Below are 20616 nucleotides of genomic sequence, written 5' to 3'. Positions count from 1 at the left end.
GCGCACCGACCGGCCTTGTCCTGAGCAAATTTATGTACTAGATGGTACACACATTCGATGGCCTCAAGGCCATCCGATTTTCACTGAGTCCACCGCGCAGCTTGTTCGTTCCGATCGCAAGACGGCGAGTTATCGGTGCATTCGAAGAACAAAAGGAGGTGCCGCATGCCCGGCACGAACAAAGTTAGCAGCCTGCCCCGGTATTGGCTGTTGTTGCTTGGTCTGGTGATTATGGCCGCAGGCCTTTTCTTCACCGTCGGCGGCGCAAAACTCGTCAGCCTCGGCGGCAGCTTCTACTTCCTGTTTTCCGGATTTGGACTGGTCGCATCGGGCTTCCTGATCGCGCGCCGCCGCCCGGTGGGCGCCTGGCTTTTTGCTACTGTGTTCGCGGCGACGATCGTGTGGGCGCTTTGGGAAGTCGGGCTGGCGTTCTGGCCGCTGATTTCGCGCCTCCTCGCCATGGGCGTGGGTGCGACCGTGGTCGCTGCGTCCCTGCCACTGATGCGCCGCGCAAGCGGACAGACGGCGGCTTGGCGCCCTGCCCTTGCCGCCTCTGCGGTGATCGGGCTGGCCTCGGCCGGTGGTTTTGCCGCCATGTTCGTACCGCATCCCACCGTCGCATTCACGGGCGAGGAACTGGCAAGCATTCCGGTCGACCCCGCGCATGAGCAGAAGAACTGGGAAGCATACGGCAATACCCCGGGCGGCAGCCGTTTCGCCGCGCTGGACCAGATCACCCGCGCCAACGTGGGCAAGCTAAAGGTCGCCTGGACCTACCGCACCGGCGATGTCGCGGTCAGCGACGGCAACGGCGCTGAAGATCAGGATACCCCGCTGCAGGTCGGCGACACAGTCTTCGTCTGCACCCCCCACAACAACGTCATCGCTCTCGACGCCGACACAGGTCGCGAAAAGTGGAAAACCACGATCAACGCGAAGGCCTCTGTCTGGATGCGCTGCCGCGGTCTTGCGTATTTTGATGCCAAAGCCCCGCTCCAGCAGCCGACGATGCCGGGCTCGACGCCCGTAGCGCCGGTGGCGGTGCCCGAAGGCGCGGCATGCCAGCGCCGCATCCTCATGAACACCATCAATGCGCAGCTGATTGCGCTCGACGCGGACACCGGCGCATTCTGTCAGGACTTCGGCACCGGGGGCCGGGTTGACCTCAAGGCGGGGCTGGGCGCTGCGCCCGATCCCCAATACCAGCTCACCTCCGCCCCTACTCTGGCGGGAACGACCGTCGTCGTCGGCGGACGCGTGGCCGATAACGTGCAGGTCAATATGCCCGGCGGCGTGATGCGCGGGTTCGACGTTGTGACTGGGAGGCTGCGCTGGGCTTTCGACCCCGGCAATCCTGCCATTACCGGTGTGCCGCCGAAGGGGCAGACTTACGCCCGCTCGACCCCCAACGTCTGGGCTGCGATGTCTTACGACCCTGCCTCCAACACGGTGTTCATGCCGGTGGGCAGTGCCTCGGTCGATATCTACGGCGCCACCCGCAGCACACTCGACCACAAGTACGGCGCTTCCATGCTGGCGCTAGACGCCGCGAGCGGCAAGGAGAAGTGGCACTTCCAGACCGTTCACAACGACCTGTGGGACTTCGACCTGCCGATGCAGCCGACCTTCGTGGACTTCGCGGTCGATGGCGGCAGAAAGGTGCCCGCGCTTGTGTTCGGCACCAAGGCCGGCCAGCTCTACGTTCTCGATCGCGCCACCGGTAAGCCGCTCACCAGGGTGGTAAACCAGAAGGTCAAAGCCGCGAACATCCCGAACGAGCCTTATTCGCTCACCCAGCCTCGTTCCGTGGGCATGCCGCAGATCGGCGTGCCGAACCTGACGGAAGCGGACATGTGGGGCGCCACCCCGTTCGACCAGTTGATGTGCCGCATCGCCTTCAAGGGAATGCGCTACGAGGGGCTCTACACGGCGCCCGGCACTGACAAGTCACTCAGCTTCCCGGGGTCGCTGGGCGGCATGAACTGGGGCGGTCTGTCGATAGACCCAACCACGAACACGATCTTTGCCAACGACATGCGCCTTGGCCTGTGGATACAGATGTTCCCCCAGACTGCAGAGCAACAGGCGGTAAGCAACAGCGGCGGCGAGGCCACTAATACGGGCATGGGCAGTGTGCCGATGAAGGGCACACCCTATTCGGTGACCAAGGACCGCTTCCTTTCAGCGCTGGGTATCCCATGCCAGGCCCCGCCCTACGGCACGCTGACGGCGGTGGATATGAACACCCGCAAGGTGAAGTGGCAGGTCCCGGTCGGCACCGTGCGCGACACTGGCCCGCTGGGCATCCGCATGGGTCTGCCAATCCCGATCGGTCTGCCGACGCTAGGCGGTACGCTGGCGACCCAGGGCGGCCTTGTCTTCATCGCCGGCACGCAGGATTATTATCTGCGCGCGTTCAACTCGGCCACCGGGAAAGAACTTTGGAAGGGGCGCTTGCCCATTGGCAGCCAAGGCGGACCGATGACCTACAAGTCGCCCAGAACCGGCCGGCAGTACATCGTGATCACCGCTGGCGGCGCCCGCCAGTCCCCCGATCGGGGCGACTACGTGGTGGCTTATAGCCTGCCGTAAGCGCTGCAGGGGGGGCGGAACGGTTCCGCCCCCCCTGCACTCGTCTTCCCGAATCCATTTCATCCGGCGGCATCGGTCTTCCGGTCAGGAGGGGCCATGGCCCAGCGCATCCAGATATCAGCTCGACTGGCAGGTTGCTGCCTTTTGGCCGCAGCCCCTTTAACTCCCGCCCGCGCCGAGGAACCAACAGCCGAGACAGAACCGACCGAAGCCTCCTCGGGAAAGACCGTTGCGCCGATTACCGAGACGACGCCAACACCGTTTCAGGATACCATGACGGGCGACTGGGGCGGCCGGCGCACCCGGCTCAAGGACAGCGGGATAAGCCTGCGTGCGGACTACGTTTCAGAGACCTTCGCCGCCGTGGACGGCGGGGTCAGGCGCGGCACCGCCTATACTCAGCAGATCCGCGCAGGCATGGACTTCGACATGGGCAAGATCGCCGGATGGTCCGGCGGGCTCTTTCACGTCACCCTCAACGACCGGCGCGGCGTGGGTATATCCTCGGACTACGTAGGAAACCGATTGCCGATCCAGGAAGCCTACGGCGGCCAGTATGTCCGGCTGGGCGAGGTGAGCTATGAACAGAACCTTCTGCATGACAGGCTGAACTTGCGACTGGGTTACTTTGCCATGGGCAACGACCTTGGCGGCATGGCGCTGGGGTGCAATTTCGTGAACGCGGCTTTCTGCGCCCATCCGCTTTCACTTTCGGGCGACAGCGGCTGGTACAACTATCCCAACGCACGCTGGGGCGCGGCGATCCGCTACCGGCCTCGCGCCGACATCGCGCTGCGCACCGGCATCTATCAGGTCAACCCGAATCTGGGCAGCGAAGGCAACGCCTTCCACCCCTTCGCCGGAGGAAGCACCGGCGTGATCCTTCCCTTTGAAGTCGAATACGACCCCGGCTTGCGCAGGGACAGCGCGGTCTTGCCAGGACATTACAAGGTGGGTGTCTATTACGATACGTCCCGCGTAGCGCGCGTGGGCGGCAGCGGGAAAGTGACCGGCCGCTACGGCGTTTACATTCTCGCCGATCAGATGATCGTGCGTGAGGGAAGCGGCGGCCGTGGCCTGTCCGTGTTTGGACAGTTCACCGCCAATCCCGAGGCTTCGGCCCAGATTACCCGCTGGTACGCCGCCGGCGCGGTCAAAACCGGGACCTTCCGGGGCCGCGACGCTGATACCTTGGCACTGGGTGTCGTTCATGCGCAGCTGGACCCTCGGCTTAGGCGTGCCCATGCCGAGACGGCAGGCATCCTAGATGGATATGCCGCCCTGCCCGCCGGCGAAACCGCCATAGAAATGAGCTACGGTTTCCAGGCCCGCCGCTGGCTGAGCATTCGCCCCGACGTGCAATATATCATCGAGCCGGGAAGTTTCGCGTTCCGCTCTACCCACAACGCGCTGGCGCTGGGCTGTCAGGTCAGGATGCAGTTCTGACGGGCGCCGCATCGGCGCGGCAGTAGCGCAGGACCGTTTCAACCACCTGATCGCGGCGCCGCGCAGCCGCTTGGTCGCTGGCCGTGTCCACGCCGAAGATGGTGCCGAAGGTATAGCGGTTGGACACGAAGTAGAACGCCAGCGCGCTGATCGTCATATGCAGGTCCACGGGGTCCAGACCCTCGCGAAACTGTCCTTCCGCCACGCCGCGATCGATCAGTGCCTTTGTTTTGGGGAGGACCAGGTCGTTCTTCGCTTCGGCCACCGCGCCGACATTGCGGCCCTGCGCCATGTTTTCATCCATCACCAGTCGCACCAGTTCGGGGTGGCGGAAATGGTAGTCGAAAGTCAGCGCGGTCAGCCGTTCGAGCGCGGCCAGCGGCGGCAGTTCATCGAGCCCCGCATCCAGCTCTGCCGAGCGAATGCCATTGTAGGCCTGCCTCAGGACGGCAAGATACAGCCCTTCCTTGCTGCCGAAATGATAGTAGATCATCCGCTTCGAGGTTGCCGTCGCCGCCGCGATTTCGTCCACGCGCGCGCCGGCAAAGCCTTTGTCGGCGAAGTGGGTGGTTGCGATCTCGATGATCTGCTTTCGGTTGCGTTCGGTAAACTTTTCTCGCATCGCGCCGTCGCTATGGGCATGTCTCCCGGCGATGGCAAGGCAAGCACGTTCATCATTTCGTCGGGTCTTTGCGGCACATAAGCCTGCGACCAATTTCAACACGGAGATGCGAGTGCCGGCGGTTAAGAGCTTCAAGTCCATGCTGATCCTGGCCTTGCCGATCCTGCTTGGCATTGCCGGGCTAAGCAAGGCCTGCGCCGCGATCGACGAGGCACCCTCGCCGCCAACAGTGCCCGCAGGCAAAGCAGTGGCTGCACAGCCGGCGTCATTGGGCGCAGCACCGCCAGCGCCGCGGCTACCGCCAGCCGATCTCGACAAGCTCTATCCCTTCTACATGCCCATGGACGCCCTGCGGCAACCGGCGATAAAGCTGACCGTTAAATGCGACGCCTCGCGCGCCGCCGGGCGGGAAGTCTATGCGGGCCGAGACGGCGAGTCGCTTTATGGCCGGGCCGAGGGCGGTTACGAATTCGTCTATGAAGCGCTCGATTCCGCTGGGCAGCCTTGTGTCTATCCCTTCGCGCCGTGGATGCCGCAGATCGTCGGATCGCTTCAGGGCACCCAGTATATCCTGCGCTCGTCGATACCCGGCCAGCGCGTGACCTTCCGTAGCAATAACGAGTGGGCCACCATCGACCTGCGCATGTTCGACATAGGCCAGCAGCGCGTGCACTTCGAAATGCGCGACATCGAACTGGACTTCCCCGGCGCGGTCCAACCGATGGGCGCAGTCCATCTAGAGGCCGTCGGAACCGCCCGCCCCGGACTGCTGACGGCGGTGATCCGCCGCTCCAAGATCTACGGCGGTAAGAATGCCCTGTTCGTGCCGGGCGGGCAGACCATGCTTTACATCGAGGACAGCGAACTGGCCGGCAATGTCGGCTCCAACGTCGATCAGGAGCATACCAGCTACATCAACGGCATCCTGGTTTCGCATTTCCGCAACACCAGCTTCCACGGCCAGCTGGCTTGGCAGAACATAGCCAGCGGGCACCAGATCAAGGACAAGGCATACCTGCGGATCTACGAGAACGTCACCGTATCGAACCAGCCAAACACCTCGACTCCTTCTGCGATGCCGCTGATAGACGCTTCTTCTTTCGGCTTTACCTGGTCGGACAACCTGCATCTTCAACGTGTCGCCCCGGCGCAGGCCCCGCGCGATGCGCTGATCGATCTGCGCAGCGAAATCCTCTACGGCGCGCCTGAGAACTATCCGTGGAACGTGCTGGTGGACGGCGCTTGGTTGATGCCGGCATCCCCGCTGACGGTGCTCGACAAAGTCTACCTTTCGGTTTTCCTGAACACCAGAGTCGACAGTTTCCGCACCGAACCCTACGCCATTGCGCTGAGGCCGCAGGGCACTTCGATCGCGCCGGGAACCACCACGGTCGAAGGCAACGATAGCACCAACCGCGCACAGCAGCGCATGGTCTCGCTGGCCTTCAACACCACCGGCCGCTTCAAACAGGTCTATTCGAATGAGGGCTGGACCTTCACCGACCCCGAATTGCCCGCCGGAGCGGAGTGGGTCACTGACCGCGATGCCTTCATCCGCCATGCTCTGGGTCTGATCGGACGCTGAGGCCCGGCGCGGGATGGCATTAGTCGCCCCATCCGCTACGATCACATCGCCGTAACACCCCTATTGGGCCGAACATCACCTATGAGCCTGCATATTCTTCTGGTCGAGGATGATCGCCAGCTTCAACGCCAGCTCGTCGCCCAGCTTATCCAGTTCGGACACGAGGTTCAGGCCGCAGACGACGGGCGCAAAGCCCTGGTGCTGCTTGGCCAGCATGCCTTCGACATTGTGATCCTTGACTGGATGCTGCCCCATCTCGACGGCATCGAGCTGCTGCGCCAGCTGCGTGAAAGCGGCATGAACGTGCCGGTCCTCATGCTGACCGCGCTGGGCCAGATTCCAGACAAGCTCGAAGGTTTCGAGGCCGGGGCCGACGACTATGTCGTCAAGCCGGTGGACGCCCTCGAACTGAACGCCCGACTGCACGCCCTGTTGCGCGCCCGCCGCGTTACGGAACAGCCGACCGATACCGTGAGCGCGGGCGATATCCTCGTCAGCCCCTCGCGAGTGCTCGCCTGGCGTGGAGGACAGGCGCTCAACCTGTCACGCACCGAATTCAACCTGCTCCTCGAACTGGCGCGCGCGGACGGGCAAGTCGTCACGCGGGCGATGCTGATAGAGCGTATTTGGGGTCATGATTTCGTGCCGACCACCAATATCATCGATTCCCACGTCAAGCATCTGCGGGCGAAGTTGATCCAACATGGTGACGATCCGATCGGAACCGTGCGCGGGATCGGCTACCAATTACGGGCATGATAGGCGCAGCACGGTCCCTTCGCGGGCTGACCATTGGTTTTCTGTGCCTGTTCCTGATGGTCACCACTCTCGCCGGGCTTGGCACTTTCTTCGCGACGCTCTCGATGATCAACGTGTTGGTGGACAAGCGCATTGCTTTCGAAAGCGATGAACTGGCCCCTGGCGGAACAGACCTTCCGCGCGGCGAACTTGCCCGGCGGATAAGAGAGCTGACCAGCCAGCGCGATACCGGCGACCTGGGCCTGCTGCTGACTGATGCTCAAGGGCGTACGATTGTCGGAAACACCCGGTTTTCCCGTAGATTGCCCTCTGGATTTTCGTCGCTCAACCGGCAGGATCGCATTGAGGGCCTCAGCGCCGGTCGGGTTTTCGTGCGCGATCTTCACGGCGGAATGCGCCTCGCCGTGTTCGCCGAGACCGAGCCGATCGACGACTATTTTTCAGCACGAAAGCTTATCTACATCGCCGGGTTCGGCGCAATCGTTCTGGTCGTAATGATAGGGCTGTTATTGTTCCGCAGGCTGATCGGCCAGCGGATCGAGGCCATGCGCACGACCGTGGAATCGATCATCGATGGTGACCTCTCGCAGCGCGTGCCCATTGTCGGTGACGGCGGTGAGTTCGATCAGCAGGCAGCCGCGTTTAATCGAATGCTCGACCGCATTGGCCAGTTGGTGGCTGAGGTTCGTAATGTTTCCAATGATATATCGCACGAACTTCGCACACCACTTGCAAGGTTGCGCAACGAGCTGGCCCTTTTGGAACAGCGCAGCGACGCTGAACCGCTACGCGATGAACTCGCGCTGGCTACAGCCCAAGCCGATGACCTGCTGGGCATGTTCGGCGCGTTGTTGCGTATCGCCGAAATTGAGAGCGGCGCCCGCCGTGCGGGTTTCCGCTCCCTAGACTTCGACGCGCTGATCGCGGACATCGCCGACATGGTGCGCCCCTTGGCCGAGGATGGCAGCCAGCGCCTGATTATCGGCCCATGCAATGCGGGCACTCTTGTCGGGGATCGCCAACTGCTGTCGCAGTTGCTGCACAACCTTCTCGAGAACGCCTTGAGGCACGGCCCGGAGGGCACCACGGTACGGATTAGCGCGGATCGAGATGACCATGTCGTAGTCATGGTGGTGACGGATGATGGTCCCGGCATTTCCCAAGATCAACGCGCGCTGGTCCTGCGCAGGTTCGGAAGGATCGAGCGCAGGGGCAGTGGCCACGGGCTGGGTCTACCTCTGGCCGATGCCATCGCCCGGCTCCATCGCGGAACCTTGGCACTCGGCGATGCCAGGCCTGAAGGCGGCCTCAAGGTTACCGTCGTGCTCCCCGCCTGAAGCAAAAAAACGGCGTGACGCGGGGGAGCGTCACGCCGATCAGTTTTGCGATCCTGCGGCGACCTGAACTGTTCCCCCATCGAAAGGGACCATTTCTCCGCATCGATCGCATTTCCGGGACCGCCGGCCCTGTGAACAGGACTGGCGGCGGGGGGAAAGCGGTTAGAACTGGACGCTGGCGTCGATGCCGAAAGTGCGCGGCGCGTTGAAGTTGCCGTAGTCGCCCAGGATGTTGTTGACGCTGCCGGTAGACACGCTGGTGGTCGGCGCCCCGGGCAGGCTGTTAGACGGATCCCGGCGGAAGATGTACTGTTCGTTGAACAGGTTACGGCCCCATACGCCGAGCGTCAGCTTTTGGTCGCCCACGCCGATGTCGGCCAGCGAGATGCGTCCGTTGAAGATCAGCGATGCGTCGTTTTTGGTGGCGAACTGGTCGAAGGCCTGGGTGGCCTGCGAATAGTTACCGTCGATGTGGAACTTCAGCGTGGTGTCGTTTTGTCCGACCGGCAGCGCATAATCGATCGAGCCGCTGGCCGCATTGCGCGGGGTGAACACGATGTAGAACCGCTGGTCGACAGTGGTCGAGGCCCCGTTGGTTCCGGTGTAGGTGATCGGCACCAAGGGGATCTTCGTGTAGGTATAGGCGTAGGATGCGCTCAGCGTCAGGCCTTCGACCGGGTTCACCGTCAGGTCCGCTTCGATGCCGCGAATCTTGGTGGTTCCGGGCGCGTTGATGGTGACCAGGTTGTTGTAGTTGGCACCGTTGAACGACTGGATCGAGCTGATGTCGACCTGGCTGTTCTTGCGGTCCATGATATAGCCGGCCAGGTTGAAGCGGGCGCGGTGGTTCCAGAAATCGCTCTTCAGGCCAACTTCGTAGGACTTCACATCCTCGGGGTTGAAGGCCTGGTAGTTGGCCGTGCGCGAGCTGGCACCGCCGGCACGGTAGCCGGTGGCATACTTGGCATAGACGTGCAGATCGTCCGTGGCGTCATAGGCCAGTGTAGCCATCGGATTGAAACGGTTCCAGCTTTCATCCAGCGGGGTATAGCCTGCCGCCGTCGCTGCCGCCGTGTTCACATCGTAGTTCACGTTGCGCGACAAGTGCAGCACGCCGCGCTTCTTGTCGTGCGTGTAGCGGCCGCCCACGGTCAAGTGAACCTTGTCGGTGGCGTTCCAAGTGGCCTGGCCATAAGCCGAATAGCTCTTCGACCACACTTCCGAGGCACGGTCGATCGAACGGCAGCCGACGTCGGAGCCGAACCCACCCGAACCCGTGCAGGAGTCGAGGATCGTGTAGACGGCCTGACCGGCGCTGTTGAGGTAGACGCCGTTGGAGTTCGGCGTTGCCGCATCGTCGCTGACGTGTTCGTTGAAGTAGTACAAACCGGCAACGTAATCCACGGTGCCGACAGTGCCGACGGCCTGGAGTTCCTGGCTGAACTGGCGCTGGCGCAGATCGGCAAGGCTGTAGCGGCTGAAGGCGCAGGGCGCGGCGGCCGTGCAGGCGGCGGTCAGGTTGACCACGGGCACGCGGTGCGCCCCGCCGCTGTTGTCCCACTGCGTTGCGTCCACACCGCGCCATGCGGTGATCGCGCGCAGCTCGATCTCGGGCGAGACGGTCCACTTGAGCGAGTTGGTGAAGCCGTGGGTCTTGTCGACGCTGACTTGCTGCGGCACGCCGATGTCGGCAACCTTCATGCGCGTCTTGCCGTCGACGACGACGCCCGGAATCAGCGGCTTCACGGTGCCCGTGAGGCTGGTGTACTGCGTGCCCGGCAGGGTGCAGGCAGCGCTGGCAGCCTGGGTTCCGGCGACGCAGCCATTAGGATTGTAGTTGAGCAGCTGACTGTAGAACGGCGTATTGGCATCACGCGCGACATCGTAGGAGAAGTCATCGGTGATGCTGCTGGTCGGCTGCCAGCGCACGGCCACGCGGCCACCCTTGCGGTGATACTGGTTGAATCCGGCCTGGCCTGCGAGCGGGTTCTTGGTCGTCGGATCCTGGTGCTGCAGCACGCCGTCCAGCTTGACGCTGAAGCCGGCGAACTTGGGCAGGTCGAGGTGGATGTCGCCGTTATAGGAGCCGTAATTGCCGAAACCGCCGCTGGCGCGCCCGCCGAATTCGCCGGTCGGCGCCTTGCTGACGATGCTCAGGGCGCCGCCTTCGGTGTTCCGGCCGAAGAGCGTACCTTGCGGGCCCTTTAGGACTTCGACGCGCTCAACGTCGAACAGCGCAGCGTTGAGACCATGCTGGCGGCCAAGGTACACGCCGTCGACATAGATGCCCACGCCCTGCTCGCGGGCTGGCTGGTTGGCATCGAGCGGCACGATGCCGCGAATGCCGATGGTCAGCGCACTCTGGCGGGCTTCGAACGTGGCGATGCGCAGCGAGGGGATAGCGCCGTCTGCAAGGTCGTAGAGGCTTTGAACGTGACGGTCCTTGAGCGTTTCCGTGCTCATAACCGCCATCGCGATCGGGGTTTCCTGAAGGTTCGTCTCACGCTTGGTAGCGGTGACGACGATATCGCCGAGTCCCGAATCCGCGGCATCTTCGGCAGTTGCCGGAGCCTCGGCGAACACACTTGTAGAGGCCATGCTCGCAAGCACCGACCCGGCGAGAAGCGCCGCGCGGACAGTTTTGTTTAACATGATGAAAACGCACCCTTTTAGAAACATTTTTGCTCTGCAAGGGCGCTGTTATGGCAACAACAAGACAGTTAGATTTAGGTTTGAAGACACCGTCGTCACCAGGTCTTCATGTTCATCTCATATTCGGGGTAAATTACTGTTTTTTCTTGGTTTACCCCCGATATGAAGCGCGAAAAATTTGTTCTTTCCGTGAAAAATTTCGCGCAAGGTCCATCCGCCGGCATCCAGTGGTGGCCGGTACACGCGGTACTGCAATACGATAGCCTGCCCGGCTCAGCCGAACAGCAACAGCGCAGTCAGAAACACCATCAGCGCCACAACGCTCATCGCACACAGCATGCCCAGCGGGCAGGCGTGAATGCTTGGGTCGTACCTCTCCATAAACCGACTCTCCGTCGACTAATATTATCCAGCCAAATTACGCCTCCGCGCGCCTTACGGCAAGCCGCCCCACCGATATCTGCATTCGGAACGATATCCTGTTTTCAGACGTTCCAGCGGGCCGAACATGTGATGCCTGGACGACGCACTTGCACAATGATCTTGACGCCATGCCCGCCCGGCGCGATCAGCCGCGTTGATGGCTGAAACTTCTCCCCCGCAAGACCCGGAAAACGAACCCTCCAGCGCCGGGCGCCGCGCGCTCAGTGGCAGGACCAAGGCGATCCTCATTGTCGTTGCGGTCATCGCGCTTGTCGCTGCCGGGCTATGGTACTGGCGACACAAGACCTACGGGCAGTACTTCCAGGAAACCGATGACGCCCAGATTCGTGCCGATACGGTTGCGATCGCGCCGAAAGTCAGCGGTTACGTCACTGAAGTGCTGGTGAACGACAACCAGGACGTGAAGCAGGGCGAGGCGCTCGCCCGGATCGATCCGGGCGACTACGACGCCAAGGTCGCACAGGCCCGCGCGCAGATCGCGCAAGCTGTCGCCGGGGCAGAGAACGCCCGTGCCGGGATTGCCGAACAGCGCGCTGCCATCGTTCAGGCGGAGGCGCAGCTTGCCGCGGCGCGCACCAAGGCCGCGCACGACGCCGCCGAAGTGGCGCGCTACGTCCCTCTCGCCGCCAGCGGTGCGGAAACCCGCCAGCAGCTCGATCAGCTGCGCCTTGCCGCTGCTCAATCGGCGCAGCAACTGCGCCAGCAGCAGGCCGCGCTTGAGATGCAGAAGCGGCATGTCGCAGGGATAGAGGCGCAGGTCCGTCAGGCCGAGGCGCAAGGCCAAGGCGCCCGCGCCCAGCTCGATGCCGCGGGGATCGACTTGTCCGCCACCAGGCTGACAGCGCCGATCGCAGGACGCATCGGTGACAAGACTGTCCGCATCGGCCAGTTCGTGCAGGCCGGAACCCGGCTGATGTCGGTGGTTCCGCTTAGCAAGCTCTACGTCGTCGCCAACTTCAAGGAAACGCAGCTTGCGCTGATGCGCCCCGGCCAGCCCGCCAAGATTTCCGTCGACGCGCTTTCGGGCGTCGAGGTCGACGGACGTGTCGCCAGCGTATCTCCGGGTACGGGGGCGCAGTTCTCGATCCTGCCGCCCGAAAATGCGACGGGCAACTTCACCAAGATCGTTCAGCGTGTCCCCGTGCGCCTTGTCATCGAGGCCCCGGCCTCGGCGCGCAAGGTGCTGCTGCCGGGCCTCTCGGTAAAGGTCACCGTAGACACCCGCAGCGCCAAAGACGAACTGCAACGCATCCAGGACGACCAGGAGCGGCTCGAAGCGAAGGCTCGCTGACCGTGGCAAGCGCCGCTCTTCCCGGCAATCCGCCGCGCCCCGAGCGGGCCGATCTCAGCGCCTGGCTGGCGGTGGCGGCAGGCACGCTGGGCGCGCTGATGGCGACGCTCGACATCTCGATCGTCAATTCCGCACTCCCCACGATCCAGGGCGAGATCGGCGCCACCGGGACCGAAGGGGCCTGGGTGGCGACGTCCTACCTCGTCGCCGAGATCATCATCATTCCGCTATCCGCCTGGCTGGAGCGCTTGCTGGGACTGCGCACGTTCCTGCTGATCGCGGTTACCCTGTTCACCGGCTTCTCGATCCTGTGCGGCTTCGCAAATTCGCTGACGATCATGATCATCGGCCGCGTCGGCCAGGGGATCACCGGCGGAGCGATGATCCCCACCGCGCAGACCATCATCGCTCAGCGCTTGCCCCGCAGCCAGCAATCCATCGGCACTGCCGCGTTCGGCGTCGTCGCCATCCTGGGCCCGCTGATCGGCCCGCTGGTAGGCGGCTGGCTGGCCGAGAACCTGAGCTGGCACTACGCCTTCTTTCTCAACGTGCCGATCTCGATCATCCTCATCACCCTGCTGGTCGTCGGCCTGCCGCACCAGCCCTCAAAGCTGCACCTGCTGCGCGAGGCGGACTGGGTGGGCATCGTCGGCCTCGCGCTCGGCATGGGCGGGCTCACCGTATTCCTGGAAGAGGGCGCACGAGAGGAATGGTTCGCCTCGCCGCTGATCCAGGCTATGGCGGCGACAAGCCTGTTCGGATTTATGCTACTGTTCTACGGCCAGTTCACCGCGCGGCGCCCCGTTATCAAGCTCAGCCTCCTGCTTGATCGGCAATTCGGTTCGGTGGCGCTGATGGGTATGGCGCTGGGCGTCGTGCTCTACGGCACATCCTATGCGATCCCGCAGTTCCTCGCCGCCATCGCCGATTACAATGCGCTGCAATCGGGCAAGGTCGTTCTGCTTTCGGGCATTCCCAGCATCCTCCTGATGCCGTTCGTGCCCTTGCTGCTCAAGCATCTCGACATCCGCATCGCAGTGGCCTTCGGCATGGGGATCATGGGCTTCTCAGCCTGGATGGAATCAGGGCTGACGCTCGATTCGACCGGCGCGGAATTCACAGATTCCCAGCTCATGCGCGGTATCGGCCAGATCTTGGGCATGTTGTTCCTGAGCCAGGCAGTGGTCCAGTCGGTCCCGCCGGAAGACGCTGGCGATGCCTCGGGCCTGTTCAATTCCATGCGCAATCTGGGCGGCAGCTTTGCACTGGCAGGCATATCCATCCTCCAGCAGAACCGCGTCTGGCTGCATTCGCGCCGGATGGAGGAAACACTCAACGCCAATTCGCCGGACGTGCAGGGCTACGTCACCGGCCTCGGGCAGGCGGTCGGGAGTCCCGATGCGGGCATCCGCCTGCTCGGCCAGCAGATCCAGGGACAGGCGCTTGTCATGACCTACAACGACATATTTTTCGTGATGAGCATGGTGACGATCTGCGTCATCCCGCTCGTCCTTTTCCTGCGGCCGCTGCCGCGAAATGCCTCGATCGCGGGGATGCACTAATGCGGCGCGCCCTGGTACTCCTGACAGCGACTTGTGTCGCTGCCTGCACTTCCGGTCCCGACTATGCCGGACCGCCCGAAGTGGCTGCCACTGCGGCAACGCGCGGCACATTCGTGCGCGCGGACGACCCTTCGTTTGCCGCCGGCCCCGGCATCGCGCGGTGGTGGGAGACGCTGAACGATGCAGCGCTGACCCACCTCGTCGACGAGGCTCTGACCGCCAGCCCCAGCATCGAAGCTGCGCAGGCCCGTATCCGCGAAGCGCGCGCGAAGCTGGAACAGGGGCGCGCCAACCTGCTGCCCACTGCATCGGCGACCGGCATGTACGTCCACGCCCGTCTGCCCGGCTCCAGCCTCGGAGCGCTGGCCGGCGGCGATTCCTCTGACAGCGGCGAAGGCGAAGCGTCTTCGGGCAGTTCCAGCGCGCTCAACTTCTACAACGTGGGCGCCAATGTCTCCTGGGAGCCGGACCTGTTCGGCGGCAAGCGGCGCGGCGTCGAAGCGGCGCGCGATACGCTGGACCAGCGGTATGCCGACCTTGCCGATGCCCAGGTGTCGTTGAGCGCGCAGGTCGCGCAGTCCTATGTCAATTTGCGGGATGTCGAGGAACGTGCCCGCCTCAACGCGCGGTCAAGCGAACTGCAGCGCCGCGCGCTGGACCTGTCGCGCCAGCGCCTTGCGGCAGGCACAGCCTCCGGGCTGCAGGTAGAGCGGCTGCGGGCCGAACTGGCCTCCACCGATGCGCAGAACGTCCCGCTCACCGCGCAGATCACGATCTACAAGGACGCTCTGGCGGTTCTGACCGGCCGCGCACCAGGAGAGCTGGACGCCATGCTGGAGGCCAGCGCGCCCGTTCCCCTACCGCCTGCGTCGGTCCCGATCGCCGATCCGGCAACGCTGATCGCGCATCGCCCCGACGTCCGCTCCGCGGAACGGGCGCTGGCGGCCAGCACTGCGAACATCGGCGTGAAGAAAGCGCAGGCCCTGCCCGGCATCAAGTTCTCCGGCATTCTCGGCCTTGGCGGCACCGAGCCGGGCGACGTGCTCGATCCGGGCAACCTTGCCGCGCTGCTGATGCCGCAGCTCAGTTGGCCGGTCCTCGATTTCGGCCGCAGCCGCAGCGCCGTACGCGAGGCCGAGGCCCAGCGTGACGGGGCACAGGCGCAGTACCGCCAGTCGGTCCTCGCCGCGCTTCAGGATGCCGAGGACAGTCTTGCCCGTTTCGGTGCGACCCGCCGCCAGCTTGCACAGTTGACCGGCGCCGAGCAAAGCGCGGCGCGCGCTGCCGGCCTCAACCGTCAGCGCTTTGCGGCGGGCACATCAAGCCTGATCGACCAGTTGGACGTCGAGCGGCAGCAGCTTTCCGCCGCGATTGCCGTGGCACAGGCGCGCGCGCAGCTAACCATCGACTATATCGCGGTGCAAAAAGCCTTGGGCCTGGGCTGGAGCGACGAGCGGGGCCAGCAACCCGCCCGCTAGGCAGCGAGCCGTTGGTCGAACTCCTGCCGCGCTTCCTCCACCTGGTCCAGATTGACCACGGTCCAGTTGTAGAGCGCCTTGAACGGCACCTGCAGCGACCGGCCGAGCGGTGAAATCTCGTACTCGACAGCCACCGGCGAGGCCGGGATGACGCGCCGCGTTAGCAGGCCGTTGCGCTCCAGACGGCGCAGGCACTGCGTCAGCGCCTTTTGGGTCACGCCCTCCAGGTGGCGCTTGATCGAATTAAACCGCATCGGCCCCGGATCGAGAACCGCCAGCACCATCATCGACCATTTATCGGCGAGCTGGTCGAACAGCAGCCGGCTCGGGCAATCGACGACAAACCGTTGACATTCGGCCATGTGGTATCCTCCGGTATACCTGGGCGATCCAGGGTGCCTCATTGACGTCAGGTATCCAAGATATACCTAGTGCGCCTGCGCTGCAATGGAGACTATCCGCATGACCGCTTCTGCCACCGACATCCTGTTTCGTCCGTTTCGTATCGGCTCGCTGGAACTGCCCAACCGCATCGTCATGGCGCCGATGACGCGGTCCATCACGGACCAGGGTGTGCCCGTTGCCGCCAATGCCGATTATTACCGGCGCCGCGCAGAAGGCGGCGTGGGCCTGATCCTTTCCGAGGGCACGGTGGTGGACCGCCCCGCATCGCGCAACGACGCGGGCATTCCCTTCTTCCACGGCGATGCCGCGCTGGCAGGCTGGAAAGGCGTGATCGACGCCGTCCACGGCGCCGGCGGCCGTATGGGCCCACAGCTGTGGCACACCGGCGCGGTCAAGAGCTTCCTGACCGAATGGACCCCAGAAATGCCCGTGGAGAGCCCCTCGGGCCTTGACGCGCCCAGCGCGCCGCGCGGGTTGGCCATGGACGACGCGGCCATTGCCGATACCATCGCCGCCTTCGCGCGCGCGGCCGCCGATGCCAAGCGCCTGGGTTTCGATACCGTCGAACTGCACGGCGCGCATGGTTATCTCATCGACCAGTTCTTCTGGGCAGGCACCAATCTGCGCACCGACCGCTACGGCGGCGCCAGCCTGCGCGAGCGTTCGCGCTTCGCGGCGGAAATCGTCGCGGCGGTCCGCGCAGCGGTGGGCCCTGACTTCCCGATCATCCTGCGGGTGAGCCAGTGGAAGCAACAGGACTATGAAGCGCGCCTTGCCGAAACCCCCGACCTGATGGCCGACTGGCTGCAACCGCTGGTCGATGCCGGTGTAAATGTACTGCACTGCTCACAGCGCCGCTTCTGGGAGCCTGAGTTCCCCGAGATCGATGGCGACAAGGGGTTGAACTTTGCCGGCTGGGCCAAGAAGTTGACGGGCGCGGCGACGATCAGCGTCGGATCGGTCGGCCTGTCAGGCGATTTCATGGCCGCATTCGGTGGAGAAAGCTCCACCTCGGCAGGGCTCGACGGCCTGATCGAACGCATGGAGCGCGACGAATTCGACCTCATTGCGGTTGGCCGCGCCCTCATCAGCGATCCGCAGTGGCCCTCAAAGGTACGCGCAGGCGACGTCGCCGAACTCAAGGGATTCGACGCTTCCGCTCTGGCCGAACTGGTCTGACGACGCACAAATGAAAGGACAGGGGAACGGCAATTGCGCTCCCCTGTCCTGTTTCGTCAGAAATCCACCGTCAGCCCGGTGAAGAACGTGCGCCCATAGACGTCGTACGTCGACGGGAAGGTATTCGCCTGTTCCTGGTTGTCGCCCAGGATCGGCGGCTTGCGGTTGAACATGTTGTTCATGCCGACATTCCATGTAAACCGCTTGGCGATATCGAAGCTCGCGGTCAGGTCGAAATAGTCGTACGCCTTGATCTTCTCGACGGTGTAGACGGTCGATGGATCGTCGTCCTTGACCGCCGAAAGATGCCGCCAGGCGAGCGAGAGCGTGGTGCCCTCGGTTGCCCATGTCACGCGGCTGTTGAGGCGCCACTTGGCATAGACGTTGCCGCACAGCAGCCCGAAGCTGCCCTTGCAATCGACCGTGAGATCCGAAAGCGCCGCGATCGGCTTGAAGGTCCAGCCCAGCAGGCGGGTGCCCGAAACGCGCAGGTTCAGCTTGCTCTCGTTATTCGTGCCGAACGCCAGTGGGGCGGTGTACTGCGCGTCGAAGTCGATACCATCGGTCTTCACGCCGCCCGAGTTGGTCAGGTTGTCGAGCGCGCCGGTAATCGTGTAGCTGTTGGCATCGCGCGGCAGCAGCGAGCAGTAACTGGTATCATAGCCGCCGAAGCAGGCATTGATGATGTTCGCCGTTCCTGCCGCGGTGATGAAATTGTCGATCTTGATGTGGTAGTAGTCGACGGTGATCGACAGGCCCGGGATCGCCCGTGGCTGCAGAACGGCACCGAACGTATAGGTGTTCGCAGTCTCCTCACGCAGGTCCGGGTTGCCGCCGTTCACGCTGTCGACCTGCGTGTCGCCGCCGTTATACTCGGTTCCGACGTAGTTGGCCGGGACACCGGACGCTACACAAGCTGCCACCAGCGAGGCATTGTTGGGCGCCCCGGCCACGGCGCAGGGATCCGACGCCGTCTCGAAGTTCTGGGCGCTGCCGCTGTAGAGGTCGTTGACGGTAGGTGCGCGCACGGCGCGCGAGAACTGGCCGCGCAGGCTGATGTCCTTGATCGGCGCCCAGACCAGACCGGCCGAGAACGTGCCGACCGACTTTGCCGCCGTCGAGTAGTAGGAGTACCGCGCCGCTCCGTTGAAATCGAGCCGGTCGATAAAGGGGCGGTCGGCCAGCAGCGGGACGTTGATCTCGGCGAACAGTTCCTTGACGTTGTATCCGCCAGAGGTCGGCTCCGAGGCGTTGAACCCGATCACGTCGCCCGATGCTAAGGCTGCGTCCGGGTTGAACGAGCCGTGCTCGCTGCGGTATTCCGCGCCGATCGCGAGGCCGGCGTAACCGGCGCCAAGGTCGAACAGGCTGTCGTTTGTGATCGCGCCGCTGACGACCTTCTCGGTGATGGTTGAGCGGTTCATCGTGTCGATGGAGATGAAATCCGCCGCAGCCTGACTGATGTTGCCCGCGCCGAAGATGTTCAGCGGGACGCAGCCATTGCTGGTGTCCGAGCAGACGAGGCTGCCGGAACTGTCGTATGTCGTCAGCAGAGCCTGCTGCACGGCGTTGGCAGATACGTTGCCCTGCTGCCGCTCGACGCGCCTGGTGCGCGAGAAGCTGCCGTAGATGTCGTAGCTCCAGTCTCCGTCGATGGTCCCGCGCGCGCCCAGCACGCCGCGATAGGCCTTGCTGTCCACCTTGGAGATGCGCGGCCCCACTTCGCTCAGGCGGCGATATACGGACGCCGAGCTATACCCGTCGCCATCGGTATCGTAGCCGGAAAGCAGCGACTGGCTGCCTGCGCTGAGGAACGAGGAATCGGTGTCGAGCAAGAACGTCCCCGTCAGCGGCGTCGGCGCCAGCTGGTTGGCGACGCGGTTGTGAACGTACTGTCCCTCGGCATAGAGCGTCAGGTGATCGCTGACGTCGAAATGGGCCTGACCGGACAGCAGCTCGCGCTTCTGCGGGACCTGGAGATAGTTGTCGGGCGCGTAGTTGTAGGCGTCCGCGGTGCTATCATAGGCCGAATAGCTACCGTCCTGCGCGAACTTGTAGCGGTTGCCCCCCACCGCGATCGCGCCTTGCGGGATCGAACTGGAGCCGCCGGCGGAAAGGCCGCCCTCACCATCGTCAGTCTGGGCGACGGAGGTGTAGCTGCGCGCCGATTGCAGGACCGACTTGCGCTTCATGTAATCGCCGTAAAGCGTGATGTTACCCCTGCCGTCCGCGAAGTTCTTACCTACCAGCAGTCCGCCGGTATACTGCGCGCCGTCGCCGGAATCGGTGATGCGGTAGTTGCCGTTGGCCTGGATTCCTTCGAAATCCTGCTTGGTCACGAAGTTGATGACGCCGCTGACCGCATCCGAGCCGTAGACGGCGGACTTGCCGCCCGTCACCACGTCGACGCGCTCGATCAGCGCGGTCGGGATCGTGTTGAGGTCGACGATCTGGTTGGTGTCGTAGGACACGTAGCGGCGGCCGTTGACCAGCACCAGGGTGCGCGCGGAGCCGAGGCCGCGCAGGTCGGCTGTGGCGACGCCGTCGCCCGGGTTGTTGGACGCGCCGGTGGCGCCAGGAAGGATCTGCGGCAGGTCCTTGAGGATGTTCTCCACATTGACCTGACCGGTCAGCTTCAGTTCCTTCTCGCTCAGCGCCATGATCGGGGCCGCCTGTTCGAGGTTGGCATTGGTCAGGCGAGAACCGGTAACGACGATGGCGTCACCCTCGCCCCCGCCCTCGGCAGTATCGGCTTCCTGAGCCTGGGCGATGCAGGGAAGGCCCATGAGCAGGGTGGACGCCAGCAGCAGGCGCTTCATTTCGGATGTCATTGATGCTCCTTTCGCGGATTCCGGCGGGACCGAAGTCCACGGCGCCGGAAGCAGGCGGCGGCGTTTGCCCCCGCGAGCATCGGACTGTCATCTGTTATTCAATAAACTGATGAACAACAGCAGCCATCCGTTGTATTTCAACAACAAGTATTTCAAATATTGATAATATCATGAAATATTTGCGAAATATATTTCATTATAATTCAGATCATCAAATCCTGTAATACAGTTAGAATATTCATCCTAAATTTACTAGGATTTAATTTTTATGATTATGGAAAATTCAAATAGCGCATTCTATAAAATGGTGGGCATTCAATAAAGGATCCGGCGCAGATCGCGGTCATTTTCCGGCTCCGAATTTCCGCTCACGCTTGTGCCACATCGCTGTCACGTGACGGGCTTAACCATGGAGACGATACCTCTTGGGGGA

Annotated in this window: 14 protein-coding genes; 9 read left to right on the top strand and 5 right to left on the bottom strand. The window is 63.3% G+C overall.

Annotation, left to right across the window (positions count from 1 at the left end; all coding sequences use genetic code 11):
* Positions 1 to 165 precede the first annotated feature (165 nt).
* Both V474_RS09305 and V474_RS09300 read left to right on the top strand, forming a co-directional pair.
* On the top strand, positions 166 to 2592 hold the full coding sequence (locus V474_RS09305) for a glucose/quinate/shikimate family membrane-bound PQQ-dependent dehydrogenase (RefSeq protein ID WP_059151221.1): 2427 nt from the start codon (positions 166 to 168) through the stop codon (positions 2590 to 2592).
* A gap of 273 nt (positions 2593 to 2865) precedes the next feature.
* Positions 2866 to 4038, top strand: a complete 1173-nt coding sequence (locus V474_RS09300; RefSeq protein WP_236711022.1) for a carbohydrate porin — start codon at positions 2866 to 2868, stop codon at positions 4036 to 4038.
* Here V474_RS09300 and V474_RS09295 read toward each other — a convergent pair.
* Positions 4022 to 4660 carry a TetR family transcriptional regulator gene (locus tag V474_RS09295; protein WP_059151219.1) on the bottom strand — a complete coding sequence of 213 codons (639 nt, stop codon included), beginning with the start codon at positions 4658 to 4660 and terminating at the stop codon, positions 4022 to 4024. The genes V474_RS09300 and V474_RS09295 overlap by 17 nt on opposite strands.
* Before the next feature lie 112 nt (positions 4661 to 4772).
* On the opposite strand from V474_RS09295, the gene V474_RS09290 reads away from it, so the two are divergent.
* A complete protein-coding gene (locus tag V474_RS09290) occupies positions 4773 to 6245 on the top strand; it encodes a hypothetical protein (protein ID WP_148649335.1) in 1473 nt (490 codons plus the stop codon).
* 81 nt (positions 6246 to 6326) lie between these two features.
* Positions 6327 to 7004, top strand: a complete 678-nt coding sequence (locus tag V474_RS09285; protein ID WP_082699693.1) for a response regulator transcription factor — start codon at positions 6327 to 6329, stop codon at positions 7002 to 7004.
* Here the strand turns inward: V474_RS09285 and V474_RS26540 are convergent.
* Positions 6986 to 7390: a hypothetical protein gene (locus tag V474_RS26540; protein WP_236711014.1), complete on the bottom strand. Its 405-nt coding sequence runs from the start codon at positions 7388 to 7390 to the stop codon at positions 6986 to 6988. The genes V474_RS09285 and V474_RS26540 overlap by 19 nt on opposite strands.
* Positions 7391 to 7408: 18 nt before the next feature.
* Here V474_RS26540 and V474_RS09280 point away from each other — a divergent pair, with 18 nt between their 5' ends.
* Positions 7409 to 8341 (top strand): sensor histidine kinase, encoded by a 933-nt coding sequence (locus tag V474_RS09280; RefSeq protein WP_236711012.1) that lies wholly within the window; start codon positions 7409 to 7411, stop codon positions 8339 to 8341.
* A gap of 162 nt (positions 8342 to 8503) precedes the next feature.
* Here V474_RS09280 and V474_RS09275 read toward each other — a convergent pair whose 3' ends face one another.
* A complete protein-coding gene (locus V474_RS09275; RefSeq protein WP_059151487.1) occupies positions 8504 to 10993 on the bottom strand; it encodes a TonB-dependent receptor in 2490 nt (829 codons plus the stop codon).
* Positions 10994 to 11573: 580 nt separating this feature from the next.
* On the opposite strand from V474_RS09275, the gene V474_RS09270 reads away from it, so the two are divergent.
* The 3 genes from V474_RS09270 to V474_RS09260 are packed head-to-tail and all read left to right on the top strand — an operon-like array spanning position 11574 to position 15768.
* Positions 11574 to 12728 carry an HlyD family secretion protein gene (locus V474_RS09270; protein ID WP_059151216.1) on the top strand — a complete coding sequence of 385 codons (1155 nt, stop codon included), beginning with the start codon at positions 11574 to 11576 and terminating at the stop codon, positions 12726 to 12728.
* Positions 12729 to 12730: 2 nt separating this feature from the next.
* Entirely contained in the window at positions 12731 to 14290 is a 1560-nt protein-coding gene (locus V474_RS09265; RefSeq protein ID WP_059151215.1) for an MDR family MFS transporter, read from the top strand.
* The gene (locus V474_RS09260) at positions 14290 to 15768 is read left to right on the top strand and encodes an efflux transporter outer membrane subunit (RefSeq protein ID WP_059151214.1); all 1479 of its coding nucleotides are present in this window, start codon (positions 14290 to 14292) and stop codon (positions 15766 to 15768) included. The genes V474_RS09265 and V474_RS09260 overlap by 1 nt, the downstream gene beginning before the upstream one ends.
* Here V474_RS09260 and V474_RS09255 read toward each other — a convergent pair.
* Positions 15765 to 16130: a winged helix-turn-helix transcriptional regulator gene (locus tag V474_RS09255; protein WP_059151213.1), complete on the bottom strand. Its 366-nt coding sequence runs from the start codon at positions 16128 to 16130 to the stop codon at positions 15765 to 15767. The two genes, V474_RS09260 and V474_RS09255, sit on opposite strands and share 4 nt — an antisense overlap.
* A 100-nt stretch (positions 16131 to 16230) precedes the next feature.
* Here V474_RS09255 and V474_RS09250 point away from each other — a divergent pair, with 100 nt between their 5' ends.
* Positions 16231 to 17352 (top strand): NADH:flavin oxidoreductase, encoded by a 1122-nt coding sequence (locus tag V474_RS09250; protein WP_059151212.1) that lies wholly within the window; start codon positions 16231 to 16233, stop codon positions 17350 to 17352.
* A 56-nt stretch (positions 17353 to 17408) separates the two neighbouring features.
* Here the strand turns inward: V474_RS09250 and V474_RS09245 are convergent, their stop codons facing one another.
* On the bottom strand, positions 17409 to 20183 hold the full coding sequence (locus V474_RS09245) for a TonB-dependent receptor (RefSeq protein ID WP_059151211.1): 2775 nt from the start codon (positions 20181 to 20183) through the stop codon (positions 17409 to 17411).
* Positions 20184 to 20616: the final 433 nt, after the last annotated feature.

The sequence above is a fragment of the Novosphingobium barchaimii LL02 genome (assembly GCF_001046635.1).
Lineage (GTDB): Bacteria > Pseudomonadota > Alphaproteobacteria > Sphingomonadales > Sphingomonadaceae > Novosphingobium > Novosphingobium barchaimii.
The sequence above is the reverse complement of the archived record's forward strand: the minus strand, read 5'-3'. Positions and strand labels throughout refer to the sequence as shown.